The organism is Ramlibacter sp. bp-362 (assembly GCF_054956735.1).
This window is the reverse complement of sequence record NZ_JBUDXE010000028.1, coordinates 1-25,498: the sequence shown is the minus strand read 5'-3', so window position 1 is coordinate 25,498 and position 25,498 is coordinate 1. Positions and strand designations below refer to the sequence as shown.

Annotated in this window: 25 protein-coding genes and 1 tRNA gene; 15 read left to right on the top strand and 11 right to left on the bottom strand. The window is 70.8% G+C overall.

The features are described 5' to 3' along the window. Window positions 1-156: 156 nt before the first annotated feature. Complete coding sequence (locus ACY0MJ_RS21995; protein WP_462640699.1) at window positions 157-1,677, bottom strand: helicase HerA-like domain-containing protein; 1,521 nt, start codon at window positions 1,675-1,677, stop codon at window positions 157-159. Window positions 1,678-1,740: 63 nt separating this feature from the next. Between ACY0MJ_RS21995 and ACY0MJ_RS21990 the strand changes: the two genes are divergently transcribed. From ACY0MJ_RS21990 to ACY0MJ_RS21950, 9 genes are read left to right on the top strand one after another with little or no spacing between them, the layout of a single operon-like run. Next, complete coding sequence (locus tag ACY0MJ_RS21990) at window positions 1,741-2,466, top strand: YebC/PmpR family DNA-binding transcriptional regulator (RefSeq protein WP_462640698.1); 726 nt, start codon at window positions 1,741-1,743, stop codon at window positions 2,464-2,466. Then, a complete protein-coding gene (purD, locus tag ACY0MJ_RS21985; RefSeq protein WP_462640697.1) occupies window positions 2,463-3,743 on the top strand; it encodes a phosphoribosylamine--glycine ligase in 1,281 nt (426 codons plus the stop codon). Before ACY0MJ_RS21990 ends, purD begins: the two co-directional genes overlap by 4 nt. 1 nt (window position 3,744) lies before the next feature. Further along, window positions 3,745-4,659: an oxygen-dependent coproporphyrinogen oxidase gene (gene hemF / locus ACY0MJ_RS21980; RefSeq protein ID WP_462640696.1), complete on the top strand. Its 915-nt coding sequence runs from the start codon at window positions 3,745-3,747 to the stop codon at window positions 4,657-4,659. Next, complete coding sequence (nadD, locus tag ACY0MJ_RS21975) at window positions 4,656-5,255, top strand: nicotinate (nicotinamide) nucleotide adenylyltransferase (RefSeq protein WP_462640695.1); 600 nt, start codon at window positions 4,656-4,658, stop codon at window positions 5,253-5,255. Before hemF ends, nadD begins: the two co-directional genes overlap by 4 nt. Beyond that, window positions 5,255-5,950, top strand: a complete 696-nt coding sequence (gene rsfS, locus ACY0MJ_RS21970) for a ribosome silencing factor (protein ID WP_462640694.1) — start codon at window positions 5,255-5,257, stop codon at window positions 5,948-5,950. Before nadD ends, rsfS begins: the two co-directional genes overlap by 1 nt. A gap of 2 nt (window positions 5,951-5,952) precedes the next feature. Beyond that, window positions 5,953-6,420: a 23S rRNA (pseudouridine(1915)-N(3))-methyltransferase RlmH gene (gene rlmH, locus ACY0MJ_RS21965; protein WP_462640693.1), complete on the top strand. Its 468-nt coding sequence runs from the start codon at window positions 5,953-5,955 to the stop codon at window positions 6,418-6,420. Next, window positions 6,413-7,015, top strand: a complete 603-nt coding sequence (locus tag ACY0MJ_RS21960) for a Maf family protein (protein WP_462640692.1) — start codon at window positions 6,413-6,415, stop codon at window positions 7,013-7,015. Before rlmH ends, ACY0MJ_RS21960 begins: the two co-directional genes overlap by 8 nt. A 26-nt stretch (window positions 7,016-7,041) precedes the next feature. Beyond that, window positions 7,042-8,517 carry a ribonuclease G gene (gene rng, locus ACY0MJ_RS21955; RefSeq protein ID WP_462640691.1) on the top strand — a complete coding sequence of 492 codons (1,476 nt, stop codon included), beginning with the start codon at window positions 7,042-7,044 and terminating at the stop codon, window positions 8,515-8,517. 45 nt (window positions 8,518-8,562) lie between these two features. Further along, complete coding sequence (locus ACY0MJ_RS21950) at window positions 8,563-9,903, top strand: UDP-glucose dehydrogenase family protein (protein WP_462640690.1); 1,341 nt, start codon at window positions 8,563-8,565, stop codon at window positions 9,901-9,903. Window positions 9,904-9,909: 6 nt separating this feature from the next. On the opposite strand, the gene ACY0MJ_RS21945 is transcribed toward ACY0MJ_RS21950, so the two are convergent. The 4 genes from ACY0MJ_RS21945 to ACY0MJ_RS21930 form a co-directional block, all read right to left on the bottom strand. Next, the gene (locus ACY0MJ_RS21945; RefSeq protein ID WP_462640689.1) at window positions 9,910-11,040 is read right to left on the bottom strand and encodes a glycosyltransferase family 4 protein; all 1,131 of its coding nucleotides are present in this window, start codon (window positions 11,038-11,040) and stop codon (window positions 9,910-9,912) included. Next, window positions 11,037-12,200, bottom strand: a complete 1,164-nt coding sequence (locus ACY0MJ_RS21940; RefSeq protein ID WP_462640688.1) for a glycosyltransferase family 4 protein — start codon at window positions 12,198-12,200, stop codon at window positions 11,037-11,039. The genes ACY0MJ_RS21945 and ACY0MJ_RS21940 overlap by 4 nt, the downstream gene beginning before the upstream one ends. Next, window positions 12,197-13,927, bottom strand: coding sequence for a lipid A export permease/ATP-binding protein MsbA (msbA, locus tag ACY0MJ_RS21935; protein ID WP_462640687.1), 1,731 nt, complete (start codon window positions 13,925-13,927; stop codon window positions 12,197-12,199). The genes ACY0MJ_RS21940 and msbA overlap by 4 nt, the downstream gene beginning before the upstream one ends. A 76-nt stretch (window positions 13,928-14,003) precedes the next feature. Then, complete coding sequence (locus tag ACY0MJ_RS21930) at window positions 14,004-14,756, bottom strand: glycosyltransferase family 2 protein (protein ID WP_462640686.1); 753 nt, start codon at window positions 14,754-14,756, stop codon at window positions 14,004-14,006. Between the two features lie 60 nt (window positions 14,757-14,816). Here ACY0MJ_RS21930 and tolB point away from each other — a divergent pair, with 60 nt between their 5' ends. The 5 genes from tolB (at window position 14,817) to ACY0MJ_RS21905 (ending at window position 18,355) form a co-directional block, all read left to right on the top strand. Next, on the top strand, window positions 14,817-16,103 hold the full coding sequence (gene tolB, locus ACY0MJ_RS21925) for a Tol-Pal system beta propeller repeat protein TolB (protein WP_462640685.1): 1,287 nt from the start codon (window positions 14,817-14,819) through the stop codon (window positions 16,101-16,103). 20 nt (window positions 16,104-16,123) lie between these two features. After that, entirely contained in the window at window positions 16,124-16,657 is a 534-nt protein-coding gene (pal, locus tag ACY0MJ_RS21920; protein WP_462640684.1) for a peptidoglycan-associated lipoprotein Pal, read from the top strand. Then, window positions 16,654-17,424, top strand: coding sequence for a tol-pal system protein YbgF (gene ybgF / locus ACY0MJ_RS21915; protein WP_462640683.1), 771 nt, complete (start codon window positions 16,654-16,656; stop codon window positions 17,422-17,424). The genes pal and ybgF overlap by 4 nt, the downstream gene beginning before the upstream one ends. Window positions 17,425-17,446: 22 nt before the next feature. Then, on the top strand, window positions 17,447-18,238 hold the full coding sequence (locus ACY0MJ_RS21910) for a tRNA threonylcarbamoyladenosine dehydratase (protein ID WP_462640682.1): 792 nt from the start codon (window positions 17,447-17,449) through the stop codon (window positions 18,236-18,238). A 41-nt stretch (window positions 18,239-18,279) separates the two neighbouring features. Continuing rightward, a tRNA-Lys gene (locus ACY0MJ_RS21905) sits at window positions 18,280-18,355 on the top strand. A 51-nt stretch (window positions 18,356-18,406) separates the two neighbouring features. Here the strand turns inward: ACY0MJ_RS21905 and ACY0MJ_RS21900 are convergent. Beyond that, window positions 18,407-18,658 carry a sulfurtransferase TusA family protein gene (locus ACY0MJ_RS21900; RefSeq protein ID WP_462640681.1) on the bottom strand — a complete coding sequence of 84 codons (252 nt, stop codon included), beginning with the start codon at window positions 18,656-18,658 and terminating at the stop codon, window positions 18,407-18,409. Window positions 18,659-18,762: 104 nt separating this feature from the next. Between ACY0MJ_RS21900 and ACY0MJ_RS21895 the strand changes: the two genes are divergently transcribed. Continuing rightward, window positions 18,763-19,710 (top strand): hypothetical protein, encoded by a 948-nt coding sequence (locus ACY0MJ_RS21895; RefSeq protein ID WP_462640680.1) that lies wholly within the window; start codon window positions 18,763-18,765, stop codon window positions 19,708-19,710. Here the strand turns inward: ACY0MJ_RS21895 and ACY0MJ_RS21890 are convergent. The 5 genes from ACY0MJ_RS21890 to ACY0MJ_RS21870 all read right to left on the bottom strand — a co-directional run bounded on the left by ACY0MJ_RS21890 (window position 19,664) and on the right by ACY0MJ_RS21870 (window position 25,316). Further along, window positions 19,664-19,966 carry a SemiSWEET transporter gene (locus ACY0MJ_RS21890; protein WP_462640679.1) on the bottom strand — a complete coding sequence of 101 codons (303 nt, stop codon included), beginning with the start codon at window positions 19,964-19,966 and terminating at the stop codon, window positions 19,664-19,666. The two genes, ACY0MJ_RS21895 and ACY0MJ_RS21890, sit on opposite strands and share 47 nt — an antisense overlap. A gap of 83 nt (window positions 19,967-20,049) precedes the next feature. Continuing rightward, window positions 20,050-21,996 carry an ABC-F family ATP-binding cassette domain-containing protein gene (locus ACY0MJ_RS21885; RefSeq protein WP_462640678.1) on the bottom strand — a complete coding sequence of 649 codons (1,947 nt, stop codon included), beginning with the start codon at window positions 21,994-21,996 and terminating at the stop codon, window positions 20,050-20,052. Window positions 21,997-22,132: 136 nt separating this feature from the next. Continuing rightward, window positions 22,133-23,002: a 50S ribosomal protein L3 N(5)-glutamine methyltransferase gene (prmB, locus tag ACY0MJ_RS21880; protein WP_462640677.1), complete on the bottom strand. Its 870-nt coding sequence runs from the start codon at window positions 23,000-23,002 to the stop codon at window positions 22,133-22,135. Next, window positions 22,999-24,144, bottom strand: a complete 1,146-nt coding sequence (gene dapE / locus ACY0MJ_RS21875; protein WP_462640676.1) for a succinyl-diaminopimelate desuccinylase — start codon at window positions 24,142-24,144, stop codon at window positions 22,999-23,001. The genes prmB and dapE overlap by 4 nt, the downstream gene beginning before the upstream one ends. An 11-nt stretch (window positions 24,145-24,155) precedes the next feature. Further along, window positions 24,156-25,316: a PilT/PilU family type 4a pilus ATPase gene (locus tag ACY0MJ_RS21870; RefSeq protein ID WP_462640675.1), complete on the bottom strand. Its 1,161-nt coding sequence runs from the start codon at window positions 25,314-25,316 to the stop codon at window positions 24,156-24,158. Window positions 25,317-25,498: the final 182 nt, after the last annotated feature.

Here is a 25,498-nt window from a genome sequence, read left to right as displayed (position 1 = left end):
GCGGCCTTTGTCTTGCGTGGCACTCATGCTCCTTGTCGACATGTTATGCCTCACACACGGAATTTCTGACACCCTCAGTGCATTTCGTAGGGTGGCGCGGCCGCAGGCCGCGGAAGGTGAGCAACGCGAACCCCACCGCCCGCCCCGCCCGCACCCCTACCGTCTCTTCCCCCCAAGAATGCTCCCCAACACCCCCCGCGCGATCTCCCGCCCCACCGAACTGCCGATCGTCCGGATCGCCGACTTCGCGAAACTCTCCACCAAGCCTTCACGCTTGCCCCCACGCGGCCCGGTCGACCCGAACAACACGTCCGACAAGCCGCCAAGCGCGCCGCCGTTCGCCGTCGTCGCGCCGCCGACCCCGCCCGTGGCCCCCGCCGCGCCCGCGGCCGCGGCTTCCGCGGCCCGCCCCTTGAGCTTCTCGTACGCCGACTCCCGGTCCTCGGTCTTCTCGTACACCCCGGCCACCAGCGACCCGGCGATCAAGGCTTTCCGCTGCTCGGGCGTGATCGGACCGATCCGGCTGCCCGGCGGGATCACGTACAGCCGTTCCGTCACGCTGGGCCGCCCCTTGGCGTCGAGGAAACTCACCAGCGCCTCGCCGACCGCCAGCTCGGTGATCGCCGCGGCGATGTCCAGCCCCGGCTTCGGCCGCATGGTCTCGGCCGTGGCCTTCACCGCCTTCTGGTCGCGCGGCGTGAAGGCGCGCAGGGCGTGCTGGACGCGATTGCCCAGCTGGGCCAGCACGGCGTCGGGGATGTCCAGCGGGTTCTGCGTCACGAAATAGACGCCCACGCCCTTGGAGCGCACCAGCCGCACCACCAGCTCGATGCGCTCGACCAGCACCTTGGGCGCCTCGTCGAACAGCAGGTGCGCCTCGTCGAAGAAGAACACCAGCCTGGGCTTCTCGGGGTCGCCGACCTCCGGCAGGGTCTCGAACAGCTCCGAGAGCATCCACAGCAGGAAGGTCGCGTACAGCCGCGGGGCGTTCAGCAGCTTGTCGGCCGCCAGGATGTTGACGAGGCCGTGGCCCGCCGCGTCGGTCTGCAGGAAGTCGGCGATGTCCAGCATCGGCTCGCCGAAGAAGCGGTCGCCGCCCTGCGCCTCCACCTGCAGCAGGCCGCGCTGGATCGCGCCCACGCTGGCGGCGCTGATGTTGCCGTACTCCGTGGTGAACTGCTTCGCGTTCTCGCCCACGTACTGGAGCATCGCCCGCAGGTCCTTCAGGTCCAGCAGGAGCAGGCCGTTGGCATCCGCGATCTTGAAGACGATCTGCAGCACGCCCGCCTGCGTGTCGTTGAGGTTGAGCATGCGGGCCAGCAGCAGCGGCCCCATGTCGGTGATCGTGGCACGCACCGGGTGGCCTTGCTCGCCGAAGACGTCCCACAGCGTGGTCGGGCAGGCGAAGGGCTCCGGCGGCGGCAGGCCGCGCTCCTTGACCGCCTCGGCCAGCTTGCCTTCCAGCCGGCCGGGCTGGCTGATGCCCGTCAGGTCGCCCTTCACGTCGGCCAGGAACACCGGCACCCCGATGCGGCTGAAGCCCTCGGCCAGTTTCTGCAGGGTGACCGTCTTGCCCGTGCCTGTCGCCCCGGTGACCAGGCCGTGGCGGTTGGCCAGCCCTGGTAACAGTTGCGCCTCGGTGGCGCCGTTCTGGGCGATCAGCAGCGGTTCGGCCATGGTGCGAAAAGTAGAATGCGGGTCCTGCATAGAGTACAACAGCACAAGAGCAAGGAAGCATTCGTGGCCGGTCACAGCAAATGGGCGAACATCCAGCACCGCAAGGGGCGCCAGGACGAGAAGCGGGGCAAGGTCTGGACGCGGGTGATCCGTGAAATCATGGTCGCGGCCCGCCAGGGCGGGGGCGACCTCTCGGCCAACCCGCGCCTGCGCCTCGCGGTCGACAAGGCCAAGGCGGCCAACATGCCGGCCGACACGATCAAGCGCAACATCGACAAGGCCACCGGCAACCTCGAGGGTGTCAGCTACGAGGAGATCCGCTACGAGGGCTACGGGATCGGCGGCGCCGCGATCATCGTGGACACCATGACGGACAACAAGGTCCGCACCGTGGCCGAGGTGCGCCACGTCTTCAGCAAGTACGGCGGCAACATGGGCACGGAAGGCTCGGTGGCCTTCCAGTTCAAGCACTGCGGCCAGCTGATCCTGGCCCCCGGCACCAGCGAGGACAAGGTGATGGAAGTCGCCCTGGAAGCCGGCGCCGAGGACGTGATCACCGGCGACGACGGCGCGATCGAGGTGCTGACGGCGCCCGGCGACTTCGAGGCCGTCAAGAACGCGCTGGAAGCCGCCGGCCTGAAGCCCGAGCTGGCCGAGGTGACGATGCGGCCGGAGAACACCATCGAGCTCACCGGCGAGGACGCCGCCCGCATGCAGAAGATCGTCGACATGCTGGAAGACCTCGACGACGTACAGGCCGTGTACCACAACGCCGAGATCGACGAGTGAAAGTCCTGGTCATCGGCGGCGGCGGCCGCGAGCACGCGCTGGCCTGGAAGCTGGCGCAGTCCCCCAAGGTGCAGGCGGTCTACGTGGCGCCGGGCAACGGCGGCACGGCGCTCGACCCGCGCCTGGAGAACGTGCCGATCACGGACGTGCGCCAGCTGCGCGACTGGGCCCTCAAGCAGAAGATCGCGCTGACGGTGGTGGGGCCCGAGGCGCCGCTGGCCGCCGGCGTGGTAGACGAGTTCCGCGCGCACGGCCTGCGCATCTTCGGGCCCACGCAGGCGGCCGCCCAGCTGGAGAGCTCCAAGGCCTTCGCCAAGGCCTTCATGGCCAGGCACAAGATCCCGACGGCCGAATACGAGGCCTTCACCGATGCCGCCCAGGCCCACGCCTACGTGGACCGCAAGGGCGCGCCCATCGTCGTCAAGGCCGACGGCCTCGCCGCCGGCAAGGGCGTGGTGGTGGCGATGACGGCCGCCGAGGCGCACGCCGCGATCGACTTCATGCTGCTGGACGACAAGCTGGGCGTGGCCCACAACGCCGGTGGCGCGCGCGTGGTGATCGAGGAGTTCCTGCAGGGCGAGGAGGCCAGCTTCATCGTCCTGTGCGACGGCCGCAACGTGCTGCCGCTCGCGACGAGCCAGGACCACAAGCGCCTGCAGGACGGCGACCAGGGTCCCAACACGGGCGGCATGGGCGCGTATTCGCCGGCCCCGGTGGTCACGCCGGCCGTGCATGCGCGGGCCATGCGCGAGATCATCCTGCCCACGATCAAGGGCATGGAGAAGGATGGCCTGCCGTACACCGGCTTCCTCTACGCGGGCCTGATGATCGACGCCAAGGGGCAGCCGAAGACGCTGGAATTCAACTGCCGCCTCGGTGACCCGGAGACGCAGCCGATCATGATGCGGCTGAAGTCCGACCTGTTCGACGTGCTGATGGCCGCGACCTCCGGCACGCTCGACCAGGTGGAACTGCAATGGGACCGGCGCACGGCGCTGGGCATCGTCATGGCCGCCGCCGGCTACCCGCTGGACCCGCGCAAGGGCGACGTGATCCACGGGCTGCCCAAGGACAGGGAGGACGCCGTCGTGTTCCACGCCGGCACGGCGGCCCAGGAAGGCCATACGGTCACCTCGGGCGGCCGCGTGCTGTGCGTGACGGCCCTGGCCGACACCGTGAAGGCGGCGCAGCAGCACGCCTACGACGTCCTGCGCGGGATCCGCTTCGAGGGCGCGCAGTACCGCCGCGACATCGGCCACCGCGCCATCAAGGGCTGACGTGGAGCAGGGCATCGCCTCGGTGCGGGACTGGCTCACGGGCCTGCAGCAGCGCATCACGACGGCCTGCGGCGCCATCGACGGCCAGCCCTTCCGCGCCGACGCCTGGCGCAAGGACCCGGGCGAGCCGCTGCAGGGCGAAGGCGTCACCATGATCCTGGAGGACGGCGCCGTGTTCGAGCGCGCCGGCTGCGCCTTCTCGCAGGTCACCGGGCCCAGGCTGCCGCCCTCGGCGACGCAGCACCGGCCGGAACTCGTGGGCGCCTCCTTCGAGGCCATGGGCGTCTCGCTTGTGTTCCACCCGCGCAACCCGTACGCGCCGACGGTGCACATGAACGTGCGCATGCTGGCCGCGCTGCCGGCGAACGCCGCGCCGGTCTACTGGTTCGGCGGCGGCATGGACCTCACGCCCTATTACGGCGAGGAGGAGGACGCCGTCCACTTCCACGCCGCCTGCCGCGACAGCCTGCAGCCCTTCGGCGCCGACAAGTACCCGCGCTTCAAGGCCTGGTGCGACGACTACTTCTTCCTGAAGCACCGCGACGAGCCGCGCGGCATCGGCGGCATCTTCTTCGACGATTTCTTCGAGGACGGCTTCGAGCGCAGCTTCGCGCTACTTCGGTCCGTGGGCGACGCCTTCCTGCCCGCCTACCTGCCGATCCTGCAGCGCCGCAAGGACACCCCGTACGGCGAGCGCGAGCGCCAGTGGCAGCTGCTGCGCCGCGGCCGCTACGTGGAGTTCAACCTCGTGTGGGACCGCGGCACGCACTTCGGCCTGCAGTCGGGCGGCCGCACCGAGTCCATCCTGATGTCCATGCCGCCGCTCGCCTCCTGGGCCTATCAGCAGCGCCCGGAACCGGGCTCGCGCGAGGAGCAGCTGCTGCAGCGCTTCCTGGTGCGGAAGGACTGGGTTTGAGCGGATCCCCGCAGCGCGTCGGCATGTTCGGCGGCGCCTTCGATCCGCCCCACCGCGCCCACCTGGCGCTGGCGCAGGCGGCCGTGCGGCAGCTCGCGCTCGACCGCCTCTACGTCTTCCCCACGGGGAACGCCTGGCACAAGGACCGCACGCTCACGCCCGCGGCGCACCGCCTCGCCATGGCGCGGCTGGCCTTCGAGGGCCTTCCCGCCGTCCAGGTCGACGACCGCGAGCTCAGGCGCAGCGGCCCCACCTACAGCGTCGACACCCTGCGCGAGCTGCAGGAAGAGCACCCGGGCGCGCAGCTGTTCCTGCTCATGGGCGAGGACCAGGCCGGCGGCTTCAGCCGCTGGCACGCCTGGCAGGAGATCGCGCGGCTGGCCATCCTGTGCGTGGCCGGACGCGGCACGGGCGAGGGCGTCGCCGCGCTGCGCGCGCTCCCGGGCGTGCGCGTGGAGGCGCTGCAGCTGCCGCAGATGCCCGAGAGCGCCACCGGAATCCGAGCCCGGCTGACAGCGGGGCAGGACAGCGCCGATCTGGTTGGGCCAGCGGTTGCCAGTTATATTGAATCCCACCACCTCTACCGACCCACCTGATGACGACAGAAGCCGCCGCCAAGAAGGACACGCAGAAACTCCAGAGGGCCATCGTCGATGGCCTCGAGGACGTGAAAGGACAGGACATCCAGGTGTTCAACACGGAGCACCTCTCGCCGCTGTTCGAACGCGTGATCGTGGCGTCCGGCAACTCGAACCGGCAGACTAAGGCGCTGGCCTCCAGCGTCGTGGACGCCGTGCGCGAGGCCGGCTTCCCCAAGCCGCGCATCGAGGGCGAGGAGAACGGCGAGTGGATCATCGTCGACTGCGGCGCGGCCGTCGCGCACATCATGCAGCCGGCGATCCGCCAGTACTACCACCTCGAGGAGATCTGGGGCGAGAAGCCGATCCGGCTGCGCCTCGGCGCGCCCAAGCCGGTGGCGCCGGTGAAGGCCCCCGCGCCGGCCGCGAAGAAGGCGCCGAATCCGTCCCTGCGCCGCAGCAGCGCCGCCAAGACGGCGGAACGCGAGGCCAGCGCCGCCGCGAAGAAGACGGCGGCGAAGAAGACGCCGGCCAAGGCCGCGACGAGCACGGCGCGCACGGCCGCCGGCCAGGCCGCGCTCAAGGCGCCGGTCGCCGCGAAGAAGCGGGTCGCCGGCAAGACGCCGGGGCAGGGCGCGGCCGCCAAGGCCGCCGTGCGCCGGTTGCCGGCGAAATCCGCCACGGCGAAGAAGTCCACCGGCCACAAGGCCTGAGCGTGCGCCTGCTGGTGGTCGCCGTCGGCCAGCGGGTGCCCGACTGGGCGCAGACGGCCTGGGACGACTACGCCAAGCGCTTCCCGCCGGAACTCCGGCTGGAGCTCAAGGCCGTCAAGACCGAGCCGCGGGCCTCCAAGGCCCTGCCCACGCTGCTGGCCGCGGAGCGCGAACGCATCGTCGCGGCCATCCCCAAGGGCGCCCGCATCGTGGCGCTGGACGAACGCGGCACGGCGCTCACCACGGTGGCGCTGGCCGCGAAGCTCAAGGCCTGGCCGCTGGAGAACGACACGGTGGCGCTGGTGATCGGCGGCCCCGACGGGCTGGAGCCCGCCTTTCGCGACGGCGCGCACGAGCGCATCCGCCTGTCGGACCTCACGCTGCCGCACGCGATGGTGCGCGTGCTGCTGGCCGAGCAGCTCTATCGCGCCTGGTCGATCAACGCGGGACACCCCTACCACCGTGAGTGAGTTCATCTACCTCGCCTCGCAGAGCCCGCGGCGGCGGCAGTTGCTGGAGCAGCTGGGCGTGCGCCACGAGCTGCTGCTGCCCGATGCCGACGAAGACAGCGAGGCGCTGGAGGCCGTGCGCCCCGGCGAGGCGCCCGCGGCCTATGTCCGGCGGGTGACCGGCCTCAAGCTGGATGCCGCGCTGGCGCGCCTGCGCCGCCGCGGCCTGCCGCCGGCGCCCGTTCTGTGCTCCGACACCACGGTCGCCCTGGGCCGCACGATCTACGGCAAGCCCGCGGACGCCGCCGACGCGGTGCGCATGCTGCGCGAGCTCTCCGGGCACACGCACCGGGTGCTGACCGCCGTGGCCGTGCAGTCCGGCCGCAAGCGGCGGGAGGCCCTCAGCGACTCGCGGGTGCGCTTCGCGCCCATGACGCCGGCGCAGATCCAGGCCTACGTGGCCAGCGGCGAGCCCATGGGCAAGGCCGGCGCCTATGCGGTGCAGGGCCGGGCGGCGGCGCACATCGAGCGCATCGCCGGCTCGTACACCGGCATCATGGGCCTGCCGCTGCACGAGACGGCCGGTCTGTTGCGGGACTGCGGCATCCGGATCTGAGGCGGTCGGTTATCCTCCGGCGACACATGCAGCAGGACATCCTGGTCAACTGGTCGCCGCAGGAAACACGCGTCGCGATCGTCGAGAACGGCGCCGTGCAGGAACTGCACGTGGAGCGCACGCTCGAGCGCGGGCTGGTCGGCAACATCTACCTCGGCAAGGTGGCCCGGGTGCTGCCCGGCATGCAGTCGGCCTTCATCGACATGGGGCTGGAGCGGGCCGCCTTCCTGCACGTGGCCGACGTCTGGCAGCGCCAGCCCGATGGCGAGCCGCCGGCGCTGGCGCGCAACTCGCAGGTGCAGGTGCCCATCGAGAAGCAGGTCTTCGAGGGCCAGTCGCTGATGGTGCAGGTGATCAAGGACCCGATCGGCACCAAGGGCGCGCGCCTGTCCACCCAGATCAGCATCGCCGGCCGGCTGCTTGTGTTCCTGCCGCAGGACGACCACGTGGGCGTCTCGCAGAAGATCCCGGCCGAGCAGCGCGACGCCCTGCGGCGGCGCCTCAACAAGCTGGTGGGCGAGGCCGGCGGCGGCTTCATCCTGCGCACCAACGGCGAGGAGGCGAGCGACGAGGAGCTCGCCGAGGACATCGCCTACCTGCGCAAGACCTGGGCGCGCATCCGCGAGTCGGCGACGAAACTGCCGCCCACCTCGCTGCTGCACCAGGACCTGAACCTGCTGCAGCGCGTGCTGCGCGACCTCGTGACCGAGGCGACGCAGACCATCCGCATCGACTCGCGCGAGCAGTTCGCGCTGCTCGCGGAATTCGGCCGGGAGTTCATGCCGGCCGCGGCCAGCAAGCTGCAGCTGTACAAGGGCGAGCGCCCGATCTTCGACCTGTACTCGGTGGACGAGGAGATCGCCCGCGCGCTCGGCCGGCGCGTGGACCTGAAGTCCGGCGGCTACCTGATCGTGGACCAGACCGAGGCGCTGACCACGATCGACGTCAACACCGGCGGCTACGTCGGCTCGCGCAACTTCGACGACACGATCTTCAAGACCAACCTCGAGGCGGCGCACGCCATCGCGCGGCAGCTGCGGCTGCGCAACCTGGGCGGCATCATCATCGTGGACTTCATCGACATGCAGCGCGAGGACCACCGCGACGCCGTGCTGGCCGAGTTCCGCAAGCAGCTCGCGCGCGACCGGGTGAAGACCATGGCCGGCGGCTTCTCGCAGCTGGGCCTGGTGGAGATGACGCGCAAGCGCACGCGCGAGTCGCTCGCGCACATGCTGTGCGAGCCGTGTCCCTTGTGCCAGGGCAAGGGCACGGTGCGCACGCCGCGCACGGTCGCCTACGACATCCTGCGCGAGATCCTGCGCGAGGCGCGCCAGTTCAACCCGCGCGAGTACCGGGTGATCGCCGCGCCCAAGGTGATCGAGCTGTTCCTGGACGAGGAGAGCCAGCACCTGGCGGGGCTGTCGGACTTCATCGGCAAGCCGATCTCGCTGCAGAGCGAGTCGGCCATGGGCCAGGAGCAGTACGACATCGTCCTGCTGTGACGGGGCGGGCCCGTAGAATCCGGGCCTGACTCCTTACGTCCTCCCATGAAGATTTCCGTCATCGGCTCCGGCTACGTGGGCCTCGTCACCGGCGCCTGCCTGGCCGACACCGGCAACCACGTGCTGTGCATCGACCTCGATGCCGGCAAGATCGCCCGCCTCCAGCAGGGCCAGATCCCCATCCACGAGCCGGGCCTCGACGCGGTCGTGGCGCGCGGCCTGGAGGCCGGGCGGCTGCGCTTCTCCACCAGCTACGACGATGCCGTCGCGCACGCGGCCGTGGTCTTCATCGCCGTGGGCACGCCCTCCGACGAGGATGGCTCGGCCGACCTGAGCCATGTGCTGGCCGCCGCCCGCGAGCTGGGCCGGCGCATGAACCGCGACACGCTGGTGATCGTCAAGTCCACGGTGCCGGTGGGCACCAGCGAGCGCGTGAAGCAGGCGCTGCAGGAGGAACTGCGCGCGCGCGGCGTCGCGCACCGCGCCAGCATCGCCTCCAACCCCGAGTTCCTGAAGGAAGGCCTGGCGGTCGAGGACTTCATGCGGCCGGACCGCATCGTCGTGGGCCTGGAAGCCGGCGACACGGCCGCGCGCGACACCTTCCGCGAGATGTACGCGCCCTTCAACCGCAACCACGACCGCATCTTCTTCATGGACGTGCGCTCGGCGGAGTTCACCAAGTACGCGTCCAACTGCATGCTGGCCGTGCGGATCTCCTTCATGAACGAGCTGGCCAACCTGGCCGACCGGCTGAAGGTGGACATCGAGCAGGTGCGCCGCGGCGTCGGCGCCGACCCGCGCATCGGGCCGCACTTCCTCTACGCCGGCGCCGGCTTCGGCGGCTCCTGCTTCCCCAAGGACCTGCGGGCGCTGATCCACACCTCGGAAGAGTCGGGCGAGCCGGCCGAACTGATGCGCGCGGCGCAGAACGTGAACACGCGGCAGCGCCGGCTGCTGGCCGACAAGATCCTGCGCCACTTCGGCGGCGACCTGAAGGGCCGCACCATCGCGATGTGGGGCCTGGCCTTCAAGGCCAACACCGACGACGTGCGCGAGGCCTCCAGCCTGGCCATCATCGACGTGCTGCTGCAGGCGGGCGCCAAGGTACGCGCCTACGACCCCGCCGCGGCAGAAACCGCGGGCCGGGCGCTGCAGGGCCGCCAGGGCGTGCAGTTCGTGGCGTCCGCCCGGGACGCGGTGGCCGGCGCCGACGCGCTGGCGGTGGTCACCGAATGGCTGGAGTTCCGCAGCCCCGACTTCGAGGAGCTGGCCCGCCAGCTGAAGGCCAAGGTGATCTTCGACGGCCGCAACCTCTACGACCCGCTGGCTGTCCGCCGGGCCGGCCTCGCCTACGAAGGCATAGGCCGCAGCGCCGTCGGCGCCTGACCGCCCTTACTCCCTCTCCCGCTTGCGGGAGAGGGCCGGGGTGAGGGCCTCCCCGCCCGCCACCACCGACCGGAACACCTCCTCCATCGCATCGCACATCACCGCGAGCGTGCAGTGCTCCAGCGCGAATTCCCGCGCCGCCTGTCCGAGCCGCTCGCGCTCCGCCGGATCGTCCATCAGCCGCGCGATCGCACCTGCGATCGCGCCGGCATCCTGCGGCGGCACGATCAGCGCCGTACGGCCGTCGTGCGCGACGTCGGAGATGCAGCCGACGTGCGTGGTGACGCTGGGCAGGCCGCACAGCATGGCCTGCATCAGCGCCTGCGGCACGCCTTCGTTGGCGTACGAGGGCAGCACGAACAGGTCCATCGCGCGCATCCAGCGCTCGGGGTTGGCATCGTGGCCGACGAAGCGCACGACCTCCGCCAGCCCCGCGGCCGCCACCTGCGCCTGCACCTCTTCCATCTTGGGGCCCTCGCCCACGATGAGGAGCTGCAGCGTGCGGCCGGCCTGGTGCAGCTGCTGCACGGCCTCGACCAGGAAGCGGTGGCCCTTCCAGCTGCGCACCCCGGCGACGATGCCCACCGTGAACACCTGCGGCAGGCCCAGCTGGGCGCGCGCCGCCGCGGCGTCGCCCGGAAAGAAGCGCGCGGGGTCGACGCCGGTCGGCACGGAGCGGATCGGCATGCGGAACCCGTTCACGTCGATGAGCGTCCGGCGCAGCACCTCGCCCGTGGTGACGATCGCCGCGGCCCGGTTGTAGACCCAGGCGGTGGTGGCCTTGCGGGAGACCGCGGCCGTGGTGTGCCGCGTGCGCACCAGCGGCACCGGCCGCGCGATCATCACGTTGGCCAGCGCCGTCATCCAGCCGTCGTGGGAGCTGTGCGTGTTGACGACGTCGAAGCCGCCGCTGCGCAGCAGCTCGCGCATCGCGAACACGCCGCGCAGGCTCTTGCGCCCGATCGGCACGTCGTGCACGCGGAAGCCCGCGCGCGCGGCCTCCTGGTGGATGCGGGCCGTCTTCGGCGCGGCCAGTTCCAGCACGTGGCCGCGCTCGCGCAGGCCCTGCATCTCGGCGACGACGCGCATTTCCTGGCCGCCCCAGCCGTCGGAGGATTCGGTGTGGAGGATCTTCATGGCAGCGAGGGCGTGCCCAGCAGGCGGGCGTAGAGGGCGAGGTAGTCGTCGGTCATGCGATCGATGCCGTAGGGCTCCATCGCGCGGCGGGCGGCGGCGCCGAGCGCGCGGGCATGGTCGCGCGCCAGCAGGTCGGTCATGGCGCGGGCGAGGGCGGGCACGTCGAAGGCATCGACCACGTGGCCCGATTCCGGCGACAGCAGTTCGGCGACGCCGCAGCCCGTCGTCGTGATGGCCGGCAGGCCGCAGGCCATCGCCTCCAGCACCGCATTGGATTGCGGGTCGTACAGGGTCGGCAGCACGAAGGCGTCGGCGCCGTGGTACCAGGGCAGCACGTCGTTCTGCGGCCCGGCGAAGCGCACCGCATCGGCGATGCCCATGCTGGCGGCGAGCTTCTCGTAGCGGGCCAGGTGCTTGTCGTGCCCGACGACGACCAGCAGCGCGCGGTCGCGCAGGCCACCCGCGGCGAAAGCCCGCAGCGCGCCTTCCACGCCCTTGCGCTCGAAGCCGGAGCCCACGAACAGGAACACGGTGCGGTCGTCTGGCCAGCCCAGGCGAGCGCGGGCGGCCGCGCGCTCCGCCGGCTCCGGCGGACGGAAGCGCTGCAGGTCGATGCCGTTGCGGATCACCACCATCTTGTCGGCCGGGACGCCGTAGTGGCGCGCGATCTCGTCGCGCACCATCTCCGAATTGCAGACGATGCAGCGCAGCGCCGGGTGCTGGAACATCTCCTTCTCGGTGCGCAGCAGCATCCGGTGGTGCAGGCTCAGCGCGTCCGCGAGGCGCCGCGCCCAGCCGCCCTTGCGGCCCCGCAGCGCCAGCCACTGGCGGTGCACGCCGTCGCCCGCGCGGTACACCGGCAGCCCGGGGATGCGCTCGTGCGACTGGACGAGGTCGAAGCCCTCGCGCGCCACGGTCTCGCGGACCGCGCGGCCGAAGGCCTGGTCGCGCCAGCGGCGCCCGACGTGGAAGCCGCCCAGTTCCATGAAGCGCACGTTGGAGGGCAGCCCGAACTCGCCCGAGCGCGGCCACTTGCGCGCGATCATCGTCAGTTCGACGCCGCGGCCGGCCAGCGCCTGCGCGATGCGCTGCACGAAGCGTTCGGCGCCGCCGGCGGGGTTCCAGCTGCCGCGCACGAGCGCGATGCGCGGCGGCTTCAACGCGCGCCTCCCTGCTGGCGGTACAGGCGGGCGTAGAGCCCGTCCTGCGCCAGCAGCGCCGCGTGCGATCCGCTCTCGAGGATCCGCCCCTGTTCCAGCACGACGATGCGGTCCGCGTGTTCCACCGTCGACAGGCGGTGCGCGATGATCAGCGTGGTGCGGCCGGCCATCAGGCGCTGCATCGCCTCCTGCACCAGGCGCTCCGACACCGTGTCCAGGGCCGAGGTCGCCTCGTCGAGGATCAGGATGGGCGCGTCCTTGTAGAGCGCCCGCGCGATCGCGAGCCGCTGGCGCTGGCCGCCGGAGAGCTGCGTGGCGTTGTGGCCGGTCACCGTCTGCAGCCCTTCGGGCAGCGCGTCGACCATCTCCTGCAGGTTGGCCGCCTGCACGCAGCGCGCCAGCCGCTCGGGATCGGGCGGGTTCTCCAGCGCGATGTTGGCGGCGACCGTGTCGTTGAACATCACCACGTCCTGGCTCACCAGCGCGAACTGCGAGCGCAGCGCGTCCAGCTGCCACTCGGCGACGTCGACCCCATCCAGCAGAACGGCGCCGCCATCGGGCAGCACGAAGCGCGGCAGCAGGTTGGCCAGCGTGCTCTTGCCGGACCCCGAGGGCCCGACCAGGGCGACGATCTCGCCCGGCGCGATGGACAGGCTGACGCCGTCGAGGGCGGGCACCGCGTCCTCGCGGTAGCGCACGCGCACGTCGCGCAGTTCGATGCGGCCCTGGGCGCGGCCGGGCGCGTGCGTGCCGCCGCTTTCCGGTTCGACGTTGGACAGCAGCTCGCGCGCCCGCGCCACCGCGGCCAGGCCGCGCGTGATCGGCGCCGCGGCCTGCGACAGGTGCTTGACGGGAGCCACCAGCATCAGCATGGCGGTGATGAAGGCCGCGAAGGTGCCCACCGAGATGCCGCCGCGGCTTTGCCACAGCGCGATGACGATCACCGCCGACAGCGACGCGGCCGACACGAGGTGCATGATGGGCGTGAGCGCCGCCGCCGCCGCCGCGGACTTGAGCGCCAGCCGCCGCAGGCCGCGCCCGAGGCCGTCGAAGCGCTCCGCCTGGGCCGCCTGCGCGCCGTGCAGGCGCACGACGCGCGCGGCCAGCACGTTCTCCTCCACCACGTAGGCGAGGTCGTTGGTCGCGGCGTGCGCGCTGCGCGCGATCGTGTAGAGCCGCCGCGTCACGAGGCGGATGATCCAGGCCACGGCGGGCACGATCAGGAACACGATCAGCGTGAGCTGCCAGTTCAGGTAGATCAGGTAGACCAGCAGGGCGACGGTCGTCGCGCTGTCCTTCAGCAGGCCGATGACGGATCCCACCAGCATGCCCATGCCGCTCTGCACCTCGAACACCACGGTGTTGGACAGGGCGGTGGCGTTCTCGCGCGCGAACAGCGACAGCCGGGCCTCGAGCAGGCGGTCGAACATCGCCGTGCGCAGCTTCATCAGGCCGTCCTGCGCGATGCGCGCGAGCGCGATGTCGGCCAGGAAGCCGGTGATGCCGCGCACGGTGAACAGCAGCATCAGCGCCACCGGGATCAGCCACGGGTTCAGGTGCCCGCCCGGCTGGAAGCCCTCGTCGAGGAGCGGCTTCAGCAGCGCGGGAACCAGGGGTTCGAGGGCGGACGAGATCACGGTGCAGATGACCGCACCGACCCAGAACTTGCGCGAGCCGGCAAAGAAGGGGAGCAGCCACCGCACCACGCCCATGTCGATGCGGATCACGAGGTTCTCTCCGAAGGGAGTGAGTGGGGAAGGCGGGATTATGCCGGGTCGCCCGCGCGGGGCCCGGCGGGGGCGGTCAGGCCTGCCGCTCCATCAGCCACAGGCGAAGATATTTGTAATAGGTGGTCTGCGCGTTGTAGACGGCCAGCGCGAATCCCAGGCGCCCGTCGCGGAAGCCCTGGCGCAACAGGTAGGTGCGGAAGAACGCCCAGAAGCCGCTCGCGAGCGCGCGCGAGAAGGAAGAACGCCGGCCCTGGTCGCGCGCGTCGATGGCGGCGCCGCGCGAATAGCGATTGAGCTTCTCCAGCACGTCGTCGAGGTCGCGATAGCTGTAATGGATAATGGGCGAACGCAGGTCGGCGCGCCGGCCCTGCACCGTCATGTGGGCGTGCAGGAAGTGCTCGGTGAAGCCGGCGAGCTCGCGCCGCACGAGGCGCAGCGTGTAGTCGGGACGCCACCCGCCGTGGTCCATGAACTGGCCGCAGAAACTGGAATGGCGCGGCAGGCGGTATCCTTCGGCCACGGGCTGCGCGATGGCGGCGCGGATTTCGGCGGCGAGTTCCTCCGTGATCCGCTCGTCGGCATCCAGCGAGAGGACCCAGTCACCGGTCGCCAGTGAAATCCCTCGCTGCTGTTGCTTGCCATAGCCCGGCCAGTCGGTAACATGCACCTTCGCCCCCGCTTCGCTCGCCACCGATGCCGTCGCATCCGTGCTGGAGGAGTCGAGGACGATGACCTCGTCGGCGAAGGCGGCGCTGCGCACGCAGTCGGCGATCTGGTGCGCCTCGTTGCGCGCGGCGATGATCACGGAGAGGGTGGGTCGGGACATGCGATGATTTTCTCAGACCGCCCCGATGGAACTGAATCGATGGGAGCAAGACCAAGCAGCATGGATCCGATAACGCATTTCCGGCGCCGCGCCTTCCTCGCCGCGGGAGGCACGCTCGCGGCCCTTCCCGCCCTGGCGCAGTTCCGCGTCGAGGTCACCGGCGTCGGCCTCACGCAACTGCCGATCGCGATCGCCCCGTTCCGCGGCGAGGCCGAACTGCCCCAGAAGGTGGCCGCCATCGTGCAGGCCGACCTGGAACGCAGCGGCCAGTTCCGCGCCGTGGACCCGAGCGGCGCAGCCGGCCTGGACGAGACCAGCCGCCCCGACCTGAGCCCCTGGCGCCAGAAGGCCGCCGACTCGCTCGTGCTGGGCAGCGCGACCCGCCTGGCCGACGGCCGCTGGGACGTGCGCTTCCGCCTGTGGGACGTCGTGCGCGGCCAGAGCCTGGCCGCCGACGGCTTCGTGGTGGTCGCCGCCGACCTGCGGCTGGCGGCGCACCGCATCGCGGACATGGTCTACGAGAAGCTCACGGGCGACAAGGGCGTGTTCTCCACGCGCATCGCCTACGTCACCAAGGCCGGCCCCCGCTACAACCTGTGGGTGGCCGACGCCGACGGCGAGAACGCGCAGTCCGCGCTGGCGAGCACCGAGCCGATCATCTCGCCCGCCTGGTCGGCCAACGGCCGGCAGCTGGCCTACGTGTCCTTCGAGTCGCGCAAGCCCGTGGTGTACGTGCACGACATCGCCAGCGGCCGCCGCCGGCTGATCGCCAACTTCCGCGGCTCCAACAGCGCGCCGGCCTGGGCGCCCGACGGCCGCACGCTGGCCGTGACGCTCACGCGCGACGGCGGCTCGCAGCTGTACACGATCCCGGCCACGGGCGGCGAGCCGAACCGGCTCACGCAGTCCGGCAGCATCGACACCGAGCCGCTGTACTCCGCCGACGGCAGCAGCATCTACTTCGTCAGCGACCGTGGCGGCGCGCCGCAGATCTATCGCATGCCCGCCACGGGCGGCACGCCGCAGCGCGTGACCTTTACAGGGTCTTACAACATTTCCCCGGCCCTCAGTCCCGACGGACGGTGGCTGGCCTACATTTCCCGCATCAGCGGCGCCTTCAAGCTGCAGGTGATGGAACTCGCCACCGGCAACGTGCAGTCCCTCACGGAGACCACCGCCGACGAAAGCCCGAGCTTCGCCCCGAACGGCCGGCTGATCATCTACGCCACGCGCCAGGGTGGCGCCGAGGCGTTGATGACCACCACCCTCGACGGCAAGATCAAGGCGCGCCTGCCCGGCAAGGGCGGCGACATCCGCGAGCCCGACTGGGGCCCCTTTCAGCGATGAACTATCAGGAGATCCATGGAATGAAGCAGCGTCTGTTTCTGGCTGTCGCATTCGCGGCTGCGCTGGCCGGCTGCGCCAGCGGCGTGAAGCTCGATGACGTCCCGGTGGAGGACCGTTCCGGCACGGCCGCCACGCAGCCCGGCGCGCTGCCCGGCGGCGGCGGCCAGAGCCAGGTGCAGCCGGTGCAGGCCGACACCGCCGAGGCCTCGCGCGCGGGCCCGGTCAACGTGGCGCGCATCATCTACTTCGACTACGACAGCTACGTGATCAAGCCGGAGTTCCAGACGCTGCTGGAGCAGCACGCGCGCTTCCTCAAGGCCAACGACCGCCGCCACGTCGTGATCGAGGGCCACACCGACGAACGCGGCGGCCGCGAATACAACCTGGCCCTGGGCCAGCGCCGCTCCGAAGCCGTGCGCCGCGCGCTCGAGCTGCTGGGCGTGAAGGATGCGCAGGTCGAGGCCGTCAGCTTCGGCGAGGAGAAGCCCGCCGTGCCCGGCAACGACGAATCGGCCTGGTCGCAGAACCGCCGCGCGGAGATCGCCTACCGATGAAGCTGCAACGTCACGCACTGGCCGCGGCGCTCGCCGGCGCGGCGCTGTTCACCACCGGCGCGCAGGCCGCGCTGTTCGAGGACGACGAGGCCCGCCGCGCCATCCTGGAGCTGCGCCAGCGCGTCGAGCAGCAGCGCCAGGGCCTCGCCGAGGACCTGCGCCGCGCCAACGAGGAAAACGCGACGCTGCGCCGCAGCCTGCTGGACCTGCAGAGCCAGATCGAGCAGCTGCGCGGCGAGGTCGCGCGGCTGCGCGGCTCCGACGAGCAGCTGGCCCGCGACCTGGCCGACGTGCAGAAGAACCAGCGCGACATCGCGCAGGGCGTGGACGAGCGCCTGCGCAAGTTCGAGCCGGTGCAGGTGAACGTCGACGGCCGCGAGTTCAGCGCCGACCCGGCCGAGCAGCGCGACTTCGAGGCGGCCCTGGGCGCCTTCCGCAGGGGCGACTTCGTCGCCGCGCAGACTGCCTTCGCCGACTTCGTGAAGCGCTACCCCGGCAGCGGCTACCGGCCGACGGCGCTGTTCTGGCTGGGCAATGCCCAGTACGCCAACCGCGACTACCGCGGCGCCATCGCCAACTTCCGCGCGCTGCTGCAGCAGGCGCCCGACCATCCGCGCGCGCCCGAGGCCGTGCTGTCGATCGCCAACTGCCAGATCGAGCTGAAGGACAACGCCAGCGCCCGCAAGACGCTGGACGACCTGGTCAAGGCCTACCCGCAATCCGAGGCGGCCAGCGCCGCGCGGGAGCGGCTCGCGCGCCTGCGCTGAAGCACCCGCACGCGGGCGGCGCATGACGCACCTGGACGAGGCGGCGGACCTGCAGCGCCGCTTCGGCGGCCTGGAGCGGCTCTACGGCGTCGAGGGCGCCGCGGCGATCCGCCGCGCGCACGTCGCCGTGGTCGGCATCGGCGGCGTCGGCTCCTGGGCCGCGGAAGCGCTGGCGCGCAGCGGCGTCGGCGCGCTGACGCTGGTCGACCTGGACCACGTCGCCGAATCCAACATCAACCGCCAGGTCCACGCGCTCGAGGGCACGCTGGGCCAGGCCAAGGTGCTGGCGATGCAGGAACGCATCGCGCAGATCCATCCGCGCTGCCGCGTGAACACCGTCGAGGAATTCGTGGAGCCGGACAACTGGCCCATGCTGCTGCCCGAAGGCGTGGACGCGGTGATCGACGCCTGCGACGAACTGAAGGCGAAGACGGCCATGGCCGTGTGGGCGCGCGAGAAGAGGGCGCTGTTCATCGCCTGCGGCGCCGCAGGCGGCAAGCGCCTGGCGCACCAGGTGGACCTGGACGACCTGGCCCGCACCACGCACGACCCGCTGCTGGCCCAGCTGCGCTACCGCCTGCGCCGTTTCCACGGCGCGCCCAAGGAGGGCAAGACCATCGGCGTTCCATGCGTCTTCAGCCGCGAGGCGGTGGCGCCGCCCGACCCGTCCTGCGCGATCGAGGGCGACGGGTCGCTGAACTGCCACGGCTACGGTTCGGTGGTGAGCGTCACGGCCACCTTCGGCCAGGTCGCCGCGGGCTGGGTGCTCGATCGCATCGCGACCGGCCGGAAAGCGGGAAAAGGCACGCTATAATCGCGGGCTTTGCTGCTGGCTTCGGCCGGCGGCAATCGGTTGGGACGTTAGCTCAGTTGGTAGAGCAGCGGACTTTTAATCCGTTGGTCGCAGGTTCGAATCCTGCACGTCCTACCAAGCCTTCCGGGGCCTGCCGTTCGCGAGAGCGGCAGGCCCTTTTCGCTGGTCTCAGCGCTTCTTGTGCAGCACGTGGACGATCTCGTCGCCCCGCTGCTCCTGCGACAGCAGTTCGTAGTTCACCATGTAGCGCGCGAGCGCCTGGAACTCGGCGATCGTCTGTCCGGAATTGGTGAGGACCCTCAGCACCTGGCCGGGCTGCATCGCGCGCAATGCACGGTGCGCGCGCAGGATGTGCAGCGGCGAGCTGATGCCGCGGGCATCGATCTCCTGCGTGGCGGCGGGGGCGGCGGTGCTGGACATGCTGGTTCTGCCTCATGCGCTCTTGTCCGACAGGATATACCCTCGGCCGCGAAGAACAATGCACCTCCGGTGGCATCGCCGCCTACAAGAAGGGAAGAAACACCATGGAGAAGAGTCCTGCATTCGCGCCGCGGCTGCTGGCCGCGGCCGTCCTCGCGCTGGTTGCCGCCACCGGCCACGCGCAGACCAGCAGCGGTACCGCGAGCACCACGCCGGCGCCGACGGTGCGCGGCGACCGCAACGCGACCATCACCACCCAGGTGCAGCGCAACGTCCCCCGGCCGCAACGGCGCGCCGCGAGCCGCCAGGCGGGCGAGGCCGCGAGCCGCTTCCGCCCGGCGGACCCGGTGGGCGGCGACCAGCCCGACGTGCTGCTGGACATCCCCAACCTGTCGGTGGACGAGATCAAGCTGGAGGTACAGAACCTGCAGGCGCACGTGTCGCTGGACGCGCGCGTGGCCAACCTGGTGAAGATCACGGCCGGCGTCGACGCCGGCATCGAGAAGGTCAACCTGGACATCAAGGGCGTGCAGGCGACGGTGCTGCTGATCGTGCGGCTCGACAACGTGCGCGAGATCATCGACAAGACGCTCACCACCCTGGACAACAACCCGCAGCTGGTGGACCGGCTGCTGCAGTCCGTGGACAACACCGTCGACACGGTCGGCGGCGTGGCGAACACGGCGCTGCAACCGGGCGGGGTGATCTCGCAGACCGTCAACACGCTGGGCCAGACCGTCAACCGGACCGTGGACACGGCGGGCAACATCGTCGAGCGCACCCTGGACCAGAGCGGCAACCTGCTGAACATGCGCACCGTCGGCCGCGCGCTGGACCTCCCGGTGCTGCGCGAGACCACCAACACGGCGGGTCAGGTGGTGCGCCAGGTGCGTGATGCCAGCGGCGCCGTGATCGAGCTGACGCTGGACCGCGCCGGGCAGGTGGTGGGGTCGCGCGTGCTGGGCGGAGCGGCGACGGGCGCCTCGGCCGGCGGCACGACCGGCGTCACGCGTCCGGGCGCCGTGCCTCCGCCGGCCGCGCCCGCGCGCTAGCCTTTCCATAGCGCAGCTTCATCGCCAGCACGCAGCAGGCCATCACCAGGCTGAGGCTGTTGGCGACCATCATGGGCGTCTCGCCCAGCACGATGCCGTAGGCCAGCCACACCGCGATGCCGGCCGTGAAGATGGTGTACATGCGCAGCGAGATGCCGCTCACGTCCTTGGTGCGCCAGGTACGCCAGGCCTGGGGAATGAAGGCGGCCGTGGTGAGCGTGGCCGCGGCGTAGCCGAGCATGTCGGAAACCTGCATGTCGTTCTGGTGGTGCGGTCGTGCAGCCACCATTGCAGCGCAGGCGGGCTGCCCGGCCGATAGGCCGGGCCAGCGATCGCGTGTCAGCCGGGCACTGACCCGGCCTCGGCGGCCTCGATCTCGCCCGAGAGCTCCAGCCAGCGTTCCTCCAGGGCGGCGAGTTCGTCCGTGGCGGCCTTGAGCCGCCGGCCCGCCTCGGCGATCTCGGGCGGCGGCAGGACGGTGGCCAGCTGGGCCTCCAGTCGCGCCTTCTCGCCTTCCAGCGTGGCCATGCGGCGTTCCGCCTGCTCCAGCTCCTTCTTCAGCGGCTTCAGCCGGCTGGCCAGCTGCTGCCGCTGCGCCGCCTGCTGCTTGCGCTGCTCCTGCGGCGTGAGCCGCGGCTCGGCCGCTTCCTGCGCGCGCCCGGCCGGGGCCGCCGACGGGTCGCGCAGGCGGCGGGCCTCGTCCAGCAGGTAACGCTGGTAGTCGTCGAGGTCGCCGTCGAAGGGCGCCACGCTGCCGCGGCCGACCAGCCAGAACTCGTCGCACACGGAGCGCAGCAGGGCGCGGTCGTGGCTCACCAGCATGACGGTGCCCTCGAACTCGTTCAGCGCCACCGAGAGCGCCTCGCGCGTGGCGAGGTCCAGGTGGTTGGTCGGCTCGTCCAGGAGAAGGAGGTTGGGGCGCTGCCACACGATCATGGCCAGCACCAGCCGCGCCTTCTCGCCGCCGCTCATGGTGCCCACGGCCTGCTGCACCATGTCGCCGGTGAACAGGAACTGGCCCAGGTAGTTGCGCAGGTCCTGCTCGCGGTCGGACTGGCCGGTGGCCGCCGCGTGCTCGCGCGCGAGCCGCACCATGTGCTCCAGCGGCGTGTCCTGCGGGCGCAGCACGTCCAGCTCCTGCTGCGCGAAGTAGCCGATGGCCAGGCCCTTGCCCTCCGTGATGCGGCCGGCCAGCAGCGGGAGGGTGCGGGCGACGGTCTTCACCAGCGTCGACTTGCCTTGGCCGTTCGCGCCCAGGATGCCGATGCGCTGGCCGGCGAGGACGGAGCGGTTGACGTTGCGAAGGATGACCTTGTCGCCGTAGCCGAAGGCCGCATCCTGGATCGCCAGCATCGGGTTCGGCAGGTTCTGCGGCTCCCTGAACTCGAAGGTGAATTCCGCGTCGGCCAGCACCGGCGCGATCTTCTCCATGCGTTCCAGCGCCTTCACGCGGCTTTGCGCCTGCTTCGCCTTGGTGGCCTTGGCCTTGAAGCGGTCGATGAACTTCTGCAGGTGCGCGATCCTGTCCTGCTGCTTCGCGAACGCCGCCTGCTGCTGCTCCAGCTGCTGCGCCCGCAGCAGCTCGAAGGCGCTGTAGTTGCCGCCGTAGCGCGCGAGCTTCTGGTGCTCGATGTGCAGCGTCACGTTCGTCACCGCGTCGAGGAACTCGCGGTCGTGGCTGATCACGACCAGGGTGCCGGCGTAGCGCTGCAGCCAGCCTTCCAGCCAGACCAGCGCGTCCAGGTCCAGGTGGTTGGTGGGTTCGTCGAGCAGCAGCAGGTCCGACGGCGACATCAGCGCCTGGGCCAGCTGCAGGCGCATGCGCCAGCCGCCGGAGAAGCTGTCCACGGGCCGCTCGAGTTCGTCGGGCCGGAAGCCCAGGCCCAGGATCAGCGACTGCGCCCGCGGCACGGCATCGTGCGCGCCGGCGTCGGCGAGGTCCGAATGCACGTGCGCGATGGCGATGCCGTCGCCGGTGGCTTCGGCCTGCGCCAGCTGCGCGCGCAGGGCGGCCAGGCGCGTGTCGCCGGCCAGCACGAAGGCGGTGGCCGGCTCGTCCGTTTCGGGCATGTCCTGCGCGACCTGCGCCAGCTGCCACTGCGCCGGCCGCGAGAAGTCGCCGGCGTCCTCGTGCAGGCTGCCATTGAGCAGGGCGAAGAGCGTCGACTTGCCGGCGCCGTTGCGGCCGACCAGGCCGACCTTCTCGCCGGGGTTGATGGTGACGGAGACGCCGTCCAGGAGGACCTTGGCGCCGCGGCGCAAGGTGACGTTGCGAAGGGAGATCACCGGGGCGATTTTCGCATCCGGGAGGGGGGTGGGCCGGTGGGGTTCGCTTCGCTCACCGCCCGCGGCCGTGGCCGCGCCACCCTACGCTTCGCATCCCGGACCCGTAGGGTGGCGGTGAGCGCAGCGAACCCCACCGTCAACCACCGGCGAGCAAGGCCTCTCGGGTCAACAGCAGCACCTGGTCCGCCCCGGCGCTGGTCTCCAGCCACACAGCTTCCAGCCGTGGAAACGCCCGTTCGAAATGCTCGCGCTCGTTGCCGATCTCCAGCACCAGCACGGCGTCGGGATGCATGCGCGAAGGCAGGTCGCGCAGCAGCGCCCGGATGAAATCCATGCCGTCGTCGCCCCCCGCCAACGCCAGCTCCGGCTCCGCCCGGTACTCCGCCGGCAACCGCGCCATGCTGGCCGCATTCACGTACGGCGGATTGCACAGCACCAGGTCGTAGGACCCGGGCAGGGCGGCCAGGCCGTCGGACTGCACGAGCCGGATGCGCGCCTGCAGCCCGTGCTTGTCGACGTTGATGCGGGCGACCTCCAGCGCGTCCGATGAAATGTCGGCGGCATCGACCTCCACCTCGGGATACGCCATCGCCGCCAGCACGGCCAGGCTGCCGTTGCCGGTGCACAGGTCCAGCACCTTGCGCGTGCGGTCCGACAGCCAGGGGTCGATGCTGCCGTCGGCGAGCAGCTCCGCGATGAAGCTGCGCGGCACGATGGCCCGCTCGTCCACGTAGAAGGGCACGCCCTGCAGCCAGGCCTCGCGCGTCAGGTAGGCGGCGGGCCGGCGGGTGGCGATGCGCTCGTGCAGCAGCTCGCGCGCGGCCTGCTGCTCGGACGGGGCGACTTCGCGCTCGGCATGGGCATCGAGCTCGTCCAGCGGCAGGCCCAGGTGCCACAGCACCAGCCACACGGCCTCGTCGAACGCGTTCGTGGTGCCGTGCCCGAAGCTCACGCCGGCCGCCTCGAGCTGGGCCGCCAGCTCCTCGACCAGCGCGATCAGCTTCACGGCCGGTCCAGGTGTTCCAGCACGCGCCGGTAGATGTCCTTCAGCGGCTCCAGGTCCGCCACGCGCACGTGCTCGTCGATCTTGTGGATGGTGGCGTTGATCGGGCCGAACTCGATCACCTGCGGGCAGATGCGCGAGATGAAGCGGCCGTCGCTGGTGCCGCCGGTGGTGGAGAGCTCGGTCGTGCGGCCGGTCACGTCGCGGATGGCCGCCTGCACGGCGCCGACCAGCTCGCCCGGCGTGGTCAGGAAGGGCTGGCCGCCGACCGTCCACTGCAGGTCGTAGTCGAGGCCGTGGCGGTCCAGGATCGCGTGCACGCGCCGCTGCAGGTCTTCCGCCGTGCTGACGCTGGCGAAGCGGAAGTTGAAGTCGACCACCACCCGGTTCGGGATGATGTTGCCGGCGCCCGTGCCGCCGTGGATGTTGCTGACCTGGAAGCTGGTGGGCGGGAAGAACTCGTTGCCGCGGTCCCACTCGGTCTTCACCAGTTCGTCGACGGCCGGCATCGCCTTGTGGATCGGGTTCAGCCCGAGCTGCGGGTAGGCGATGTGCGCCTGGATGCCCTTGACCGTGAGCTTGCCCGTGACGCTGCCGCGCCGGCCGTTCTTGATCATGTCGCCCAGCTGCTCCACCGAGGTCGGCTCGCCGACGATGCAGAAGTCCAGCTTCTCGCCGCGCTTCTCGAGCTGCTCGCACACCACGACCGTGCCGTCGACGCTGGGGCCTTCCTCGTCGCTGGTGAGCAGGAGGGCGATGCCGATCTCCGGCTGCGGCCGCGCCGCCAGGAATTCCTCCACCGCGACGGTGAAGGCCGCGATGGACGTCTTCATGTCGGCCGCGCCGCGGCCGTACAGGTTGCCGTCGCGGTGGCTGGGCACGAACGGGTCGCTGGTCCACTGTTCCAGCGGGCCGGTGGGCACGACGTCGGTGTGGCCGGCGAACACGAGCGTGCGGCCGCTGCGCCCCGGGCGCTTGGCCCACAAGTTGGTGACGCGGAAATCGTCCGGCCCGCTGACGATCGTCTCGCAGGCGAAGCCCAGCGGCTTCAGCCGCGCCTCGATCAGCGGCTGGCACTGCCCGTCCTCGGGCGTGACCGAGCGGCGGGCGATCAGTTGTTCGGTGAGGTGGAGGACCTTGGACATCCGCGCCCGGTTCAGTGCTTCACGTCCAGCGTGATCTCGGTGAACGACGGTTCGTCGTCCAGGTCCGCCTCGCTGTCGCCGTCGTTGCCCGATGCGGCCGCCGCCTGGTCGGCCGCGCTGTTCTGCAGCCGCCATTGCAGGTTGGTCGGCGAGTCGGCATAGGCCAGGCCTTCCTTCTTGTCCACCGTGCCCTCCATGATCAGGCGGGCGATGTCCATCTCGAAGGTCTGCGAGCCTTCGGCCATGGACTTCTCCATGGCCTCCTTCACGCCGGAGAAGTCGCCCTTCTCGATCAGCTCGGAGATCAGCTTGGTGTTGAGCATCACCTCGACCGCCGGCGCGCGCCCGCCGTTGACGGTGCGCAGCAGGCGCTGGGAGACGACGGCCTTCAGCGCCGCGGCCAGGTCGCCCAGCATGGTCGGGCGCACTTCCACCGGGTAGAAGGACAGGATCCGGTTGAGGGCCTGGTAGCTGTTGTTGGCGTGCATGGTCGCCAGGCACAGGTGGCCCGACTGGGCGTAGGCGATGGCGGCGGACATGGTCTCGCGGTCGCGGATCTCGCCGATCAGGATCACGTCGGGCGCCTGGCGCAGCGCGTTCTTCAGCGCCGTCTGCAGCGACTGCGTGTCGCTGCCCACCTCGCGCTGGTTCACCACGCACTTCTTGTTCTTGAAGATGAACTCGACCGGGTCCTCGATGGTGAGGATGTGGCCGCTCATGTTCTCGTTGCGGTGGTCGATCATCGCGGCGAGCGTGGTGCTCTTGCCGGCGCCGGTGGCGCCCACCATCAGCAGCAGGCCGCGCTTCTCCATGATCAGGTCGGCCAGCACCATGGGCACCTGCAGGCTGGCCAGCGGCGGGATCTCGGTGGCGATGTAGCGGATCACCGCGGCGATGCTGCCGCGCTGGCGCATGGCGGAGAAGCGGAAGTTGCCGGCGCCTTCCACGGCGTGCGCCATGTTGAGCTCGCCGCTCGCGTCCAGTTCCTCCATGCGGCTGGCCGGCAGCACCTCGGCCAGCAGGGTGCGGGTCGCGTCGGGCGGCAGCAGCTGGTTGTTGATCGGCAGCGTCTGGCCGTTGATCTTGATCATCGCCGGCGCATGGGCCGACAGGTACACGTCCGAGGCCTTCTTCTCGGCCATCAGGCGCAGGATTCTTTCCATCGTGCCCATCAACACTCCTCCAATCTTTCGTCATCCCCGCGGAGGGGGGGGGGGGGGGGGGGGGAGGGAGGAGGGGGAGGAGGGGGGGGGGGGGGGGGGGGGGGGGAGAAAAAAACACGCCCACCATCGGAGTGGTGTGCGAGAAACAAACGTCCATGCTCAAACCCGAACGCAACCCCACCCCATCCGAA

Excerpts from the sequence above, each read along its gene's own strand:
- ACY0MJ_RS21995 (WP_462640699.1), bottom strand. The coding sequence starts at position 1,677 with ATGGCCGAACCGCTGCTGATCGCCCAGAACGGCGCCACCGAGGCGCAA.
- rsfS (WP_462640694.1), top strand. The coding sequence starts at position 5,255 with ATGACGACAGAAGCCGCCGCCAAGAAGGACACGCAGAAACTCCAGAGG.
- rng (WP_462640691.1), top strand. The coding sequence starts at position 7,042 with ATGCAGCAGGACATCCTGGTCAACTGGTCGCCGCAGGAAACACGCGTC.
- ACY0MJ_RS21950 (WP_462640690.1), top strand. The coding sequence starts at position 8,563 with ATGAAGATTTCCGTCATCGGCTCCGGCTACGTGGGCCTCGTCACCGGC.
- ACY0MJ_RS21945 (WP_462640689.1), bottom strand. The coding sequence starts at position 11,040 with ATGAAGATCCTCCACACCGAATCCTCCGACGGCTGGGGCGGCCAGGAA.
- ACY0MJ_RS21930 (WP_462640686.1), bottom strand. The coding sequence starts at position 14,756 with ATGTCCCGACCCACCCTCTCCGTGATCATCGCCGCGCGCAACGAGGCG.
- tolB (WP_462640685.1), top strand. The coding sequence starts at position 14,817 with ATGGATCCGATAACGCATTTCCGGCGCCGCGCCTTCCTCGCCGCGGGA.
- pal (WP_462640684.1), top strand. The coding sequence starts at position 16,124 with ATGAAGCAGCGTCTGTTTCTGGCTGTCGCATTCGCGGCTGCGCTGGCC.
- ybgF (WP_462640683.1), top strand. The coding sequence starts at position 16,654 with ATGAAGCTGCAACGTCACGCACTGGCCGCGGCGCTCGCCGGCGCGGCG.
- ACY0MJ_RS21910 (WP_462640682.1), top strand. The coding sequence starts at position 17,447 with ATGACGCACCTGGACGAGGCGGCGGACCTGCAGCGCCGCTTCGGCGGC.
- ACY0MJ_RS21900 (WP_462640681.1), bottom strand. The coding sequence starts at position 18,658 with ATGTCCAGCACCGCCGCCCCCGCCGCCACGCAGGAGATCGATGCCCGC.
- ACY0MJ_RS21895 (WP_462640680.1), top strand. The coding sequence starts at position 18,763 with ATGGAGAAGAGTCCTGCATTCGCGCCGCGGCTGCTGGCCGCGGCCGTC.
- ACY0MJ_RS21890 (WP_462640679.1), bottom strand. The coding sequence starts at position 19,966 with ATGCAGGTTTCCGACATGCTCGGCTACGCCGCGGCCACGCTCACCACG.
- dapE (WP_462640676.1), bottom strand. The coding sequence starts at position 24,144 with ATGTCCAAGGTCCTCCACCTCACCGAACAACTGATCGCCCGCCGCTCG.
- ACY0MJ_RS21870 (WP_462640675.1), bottom strand. The coding sequence starts at position 25,316 with ATGGGCACGATGGAAAGAATCCTGCGCCTGATGGCCGAGAAGAAGGCC.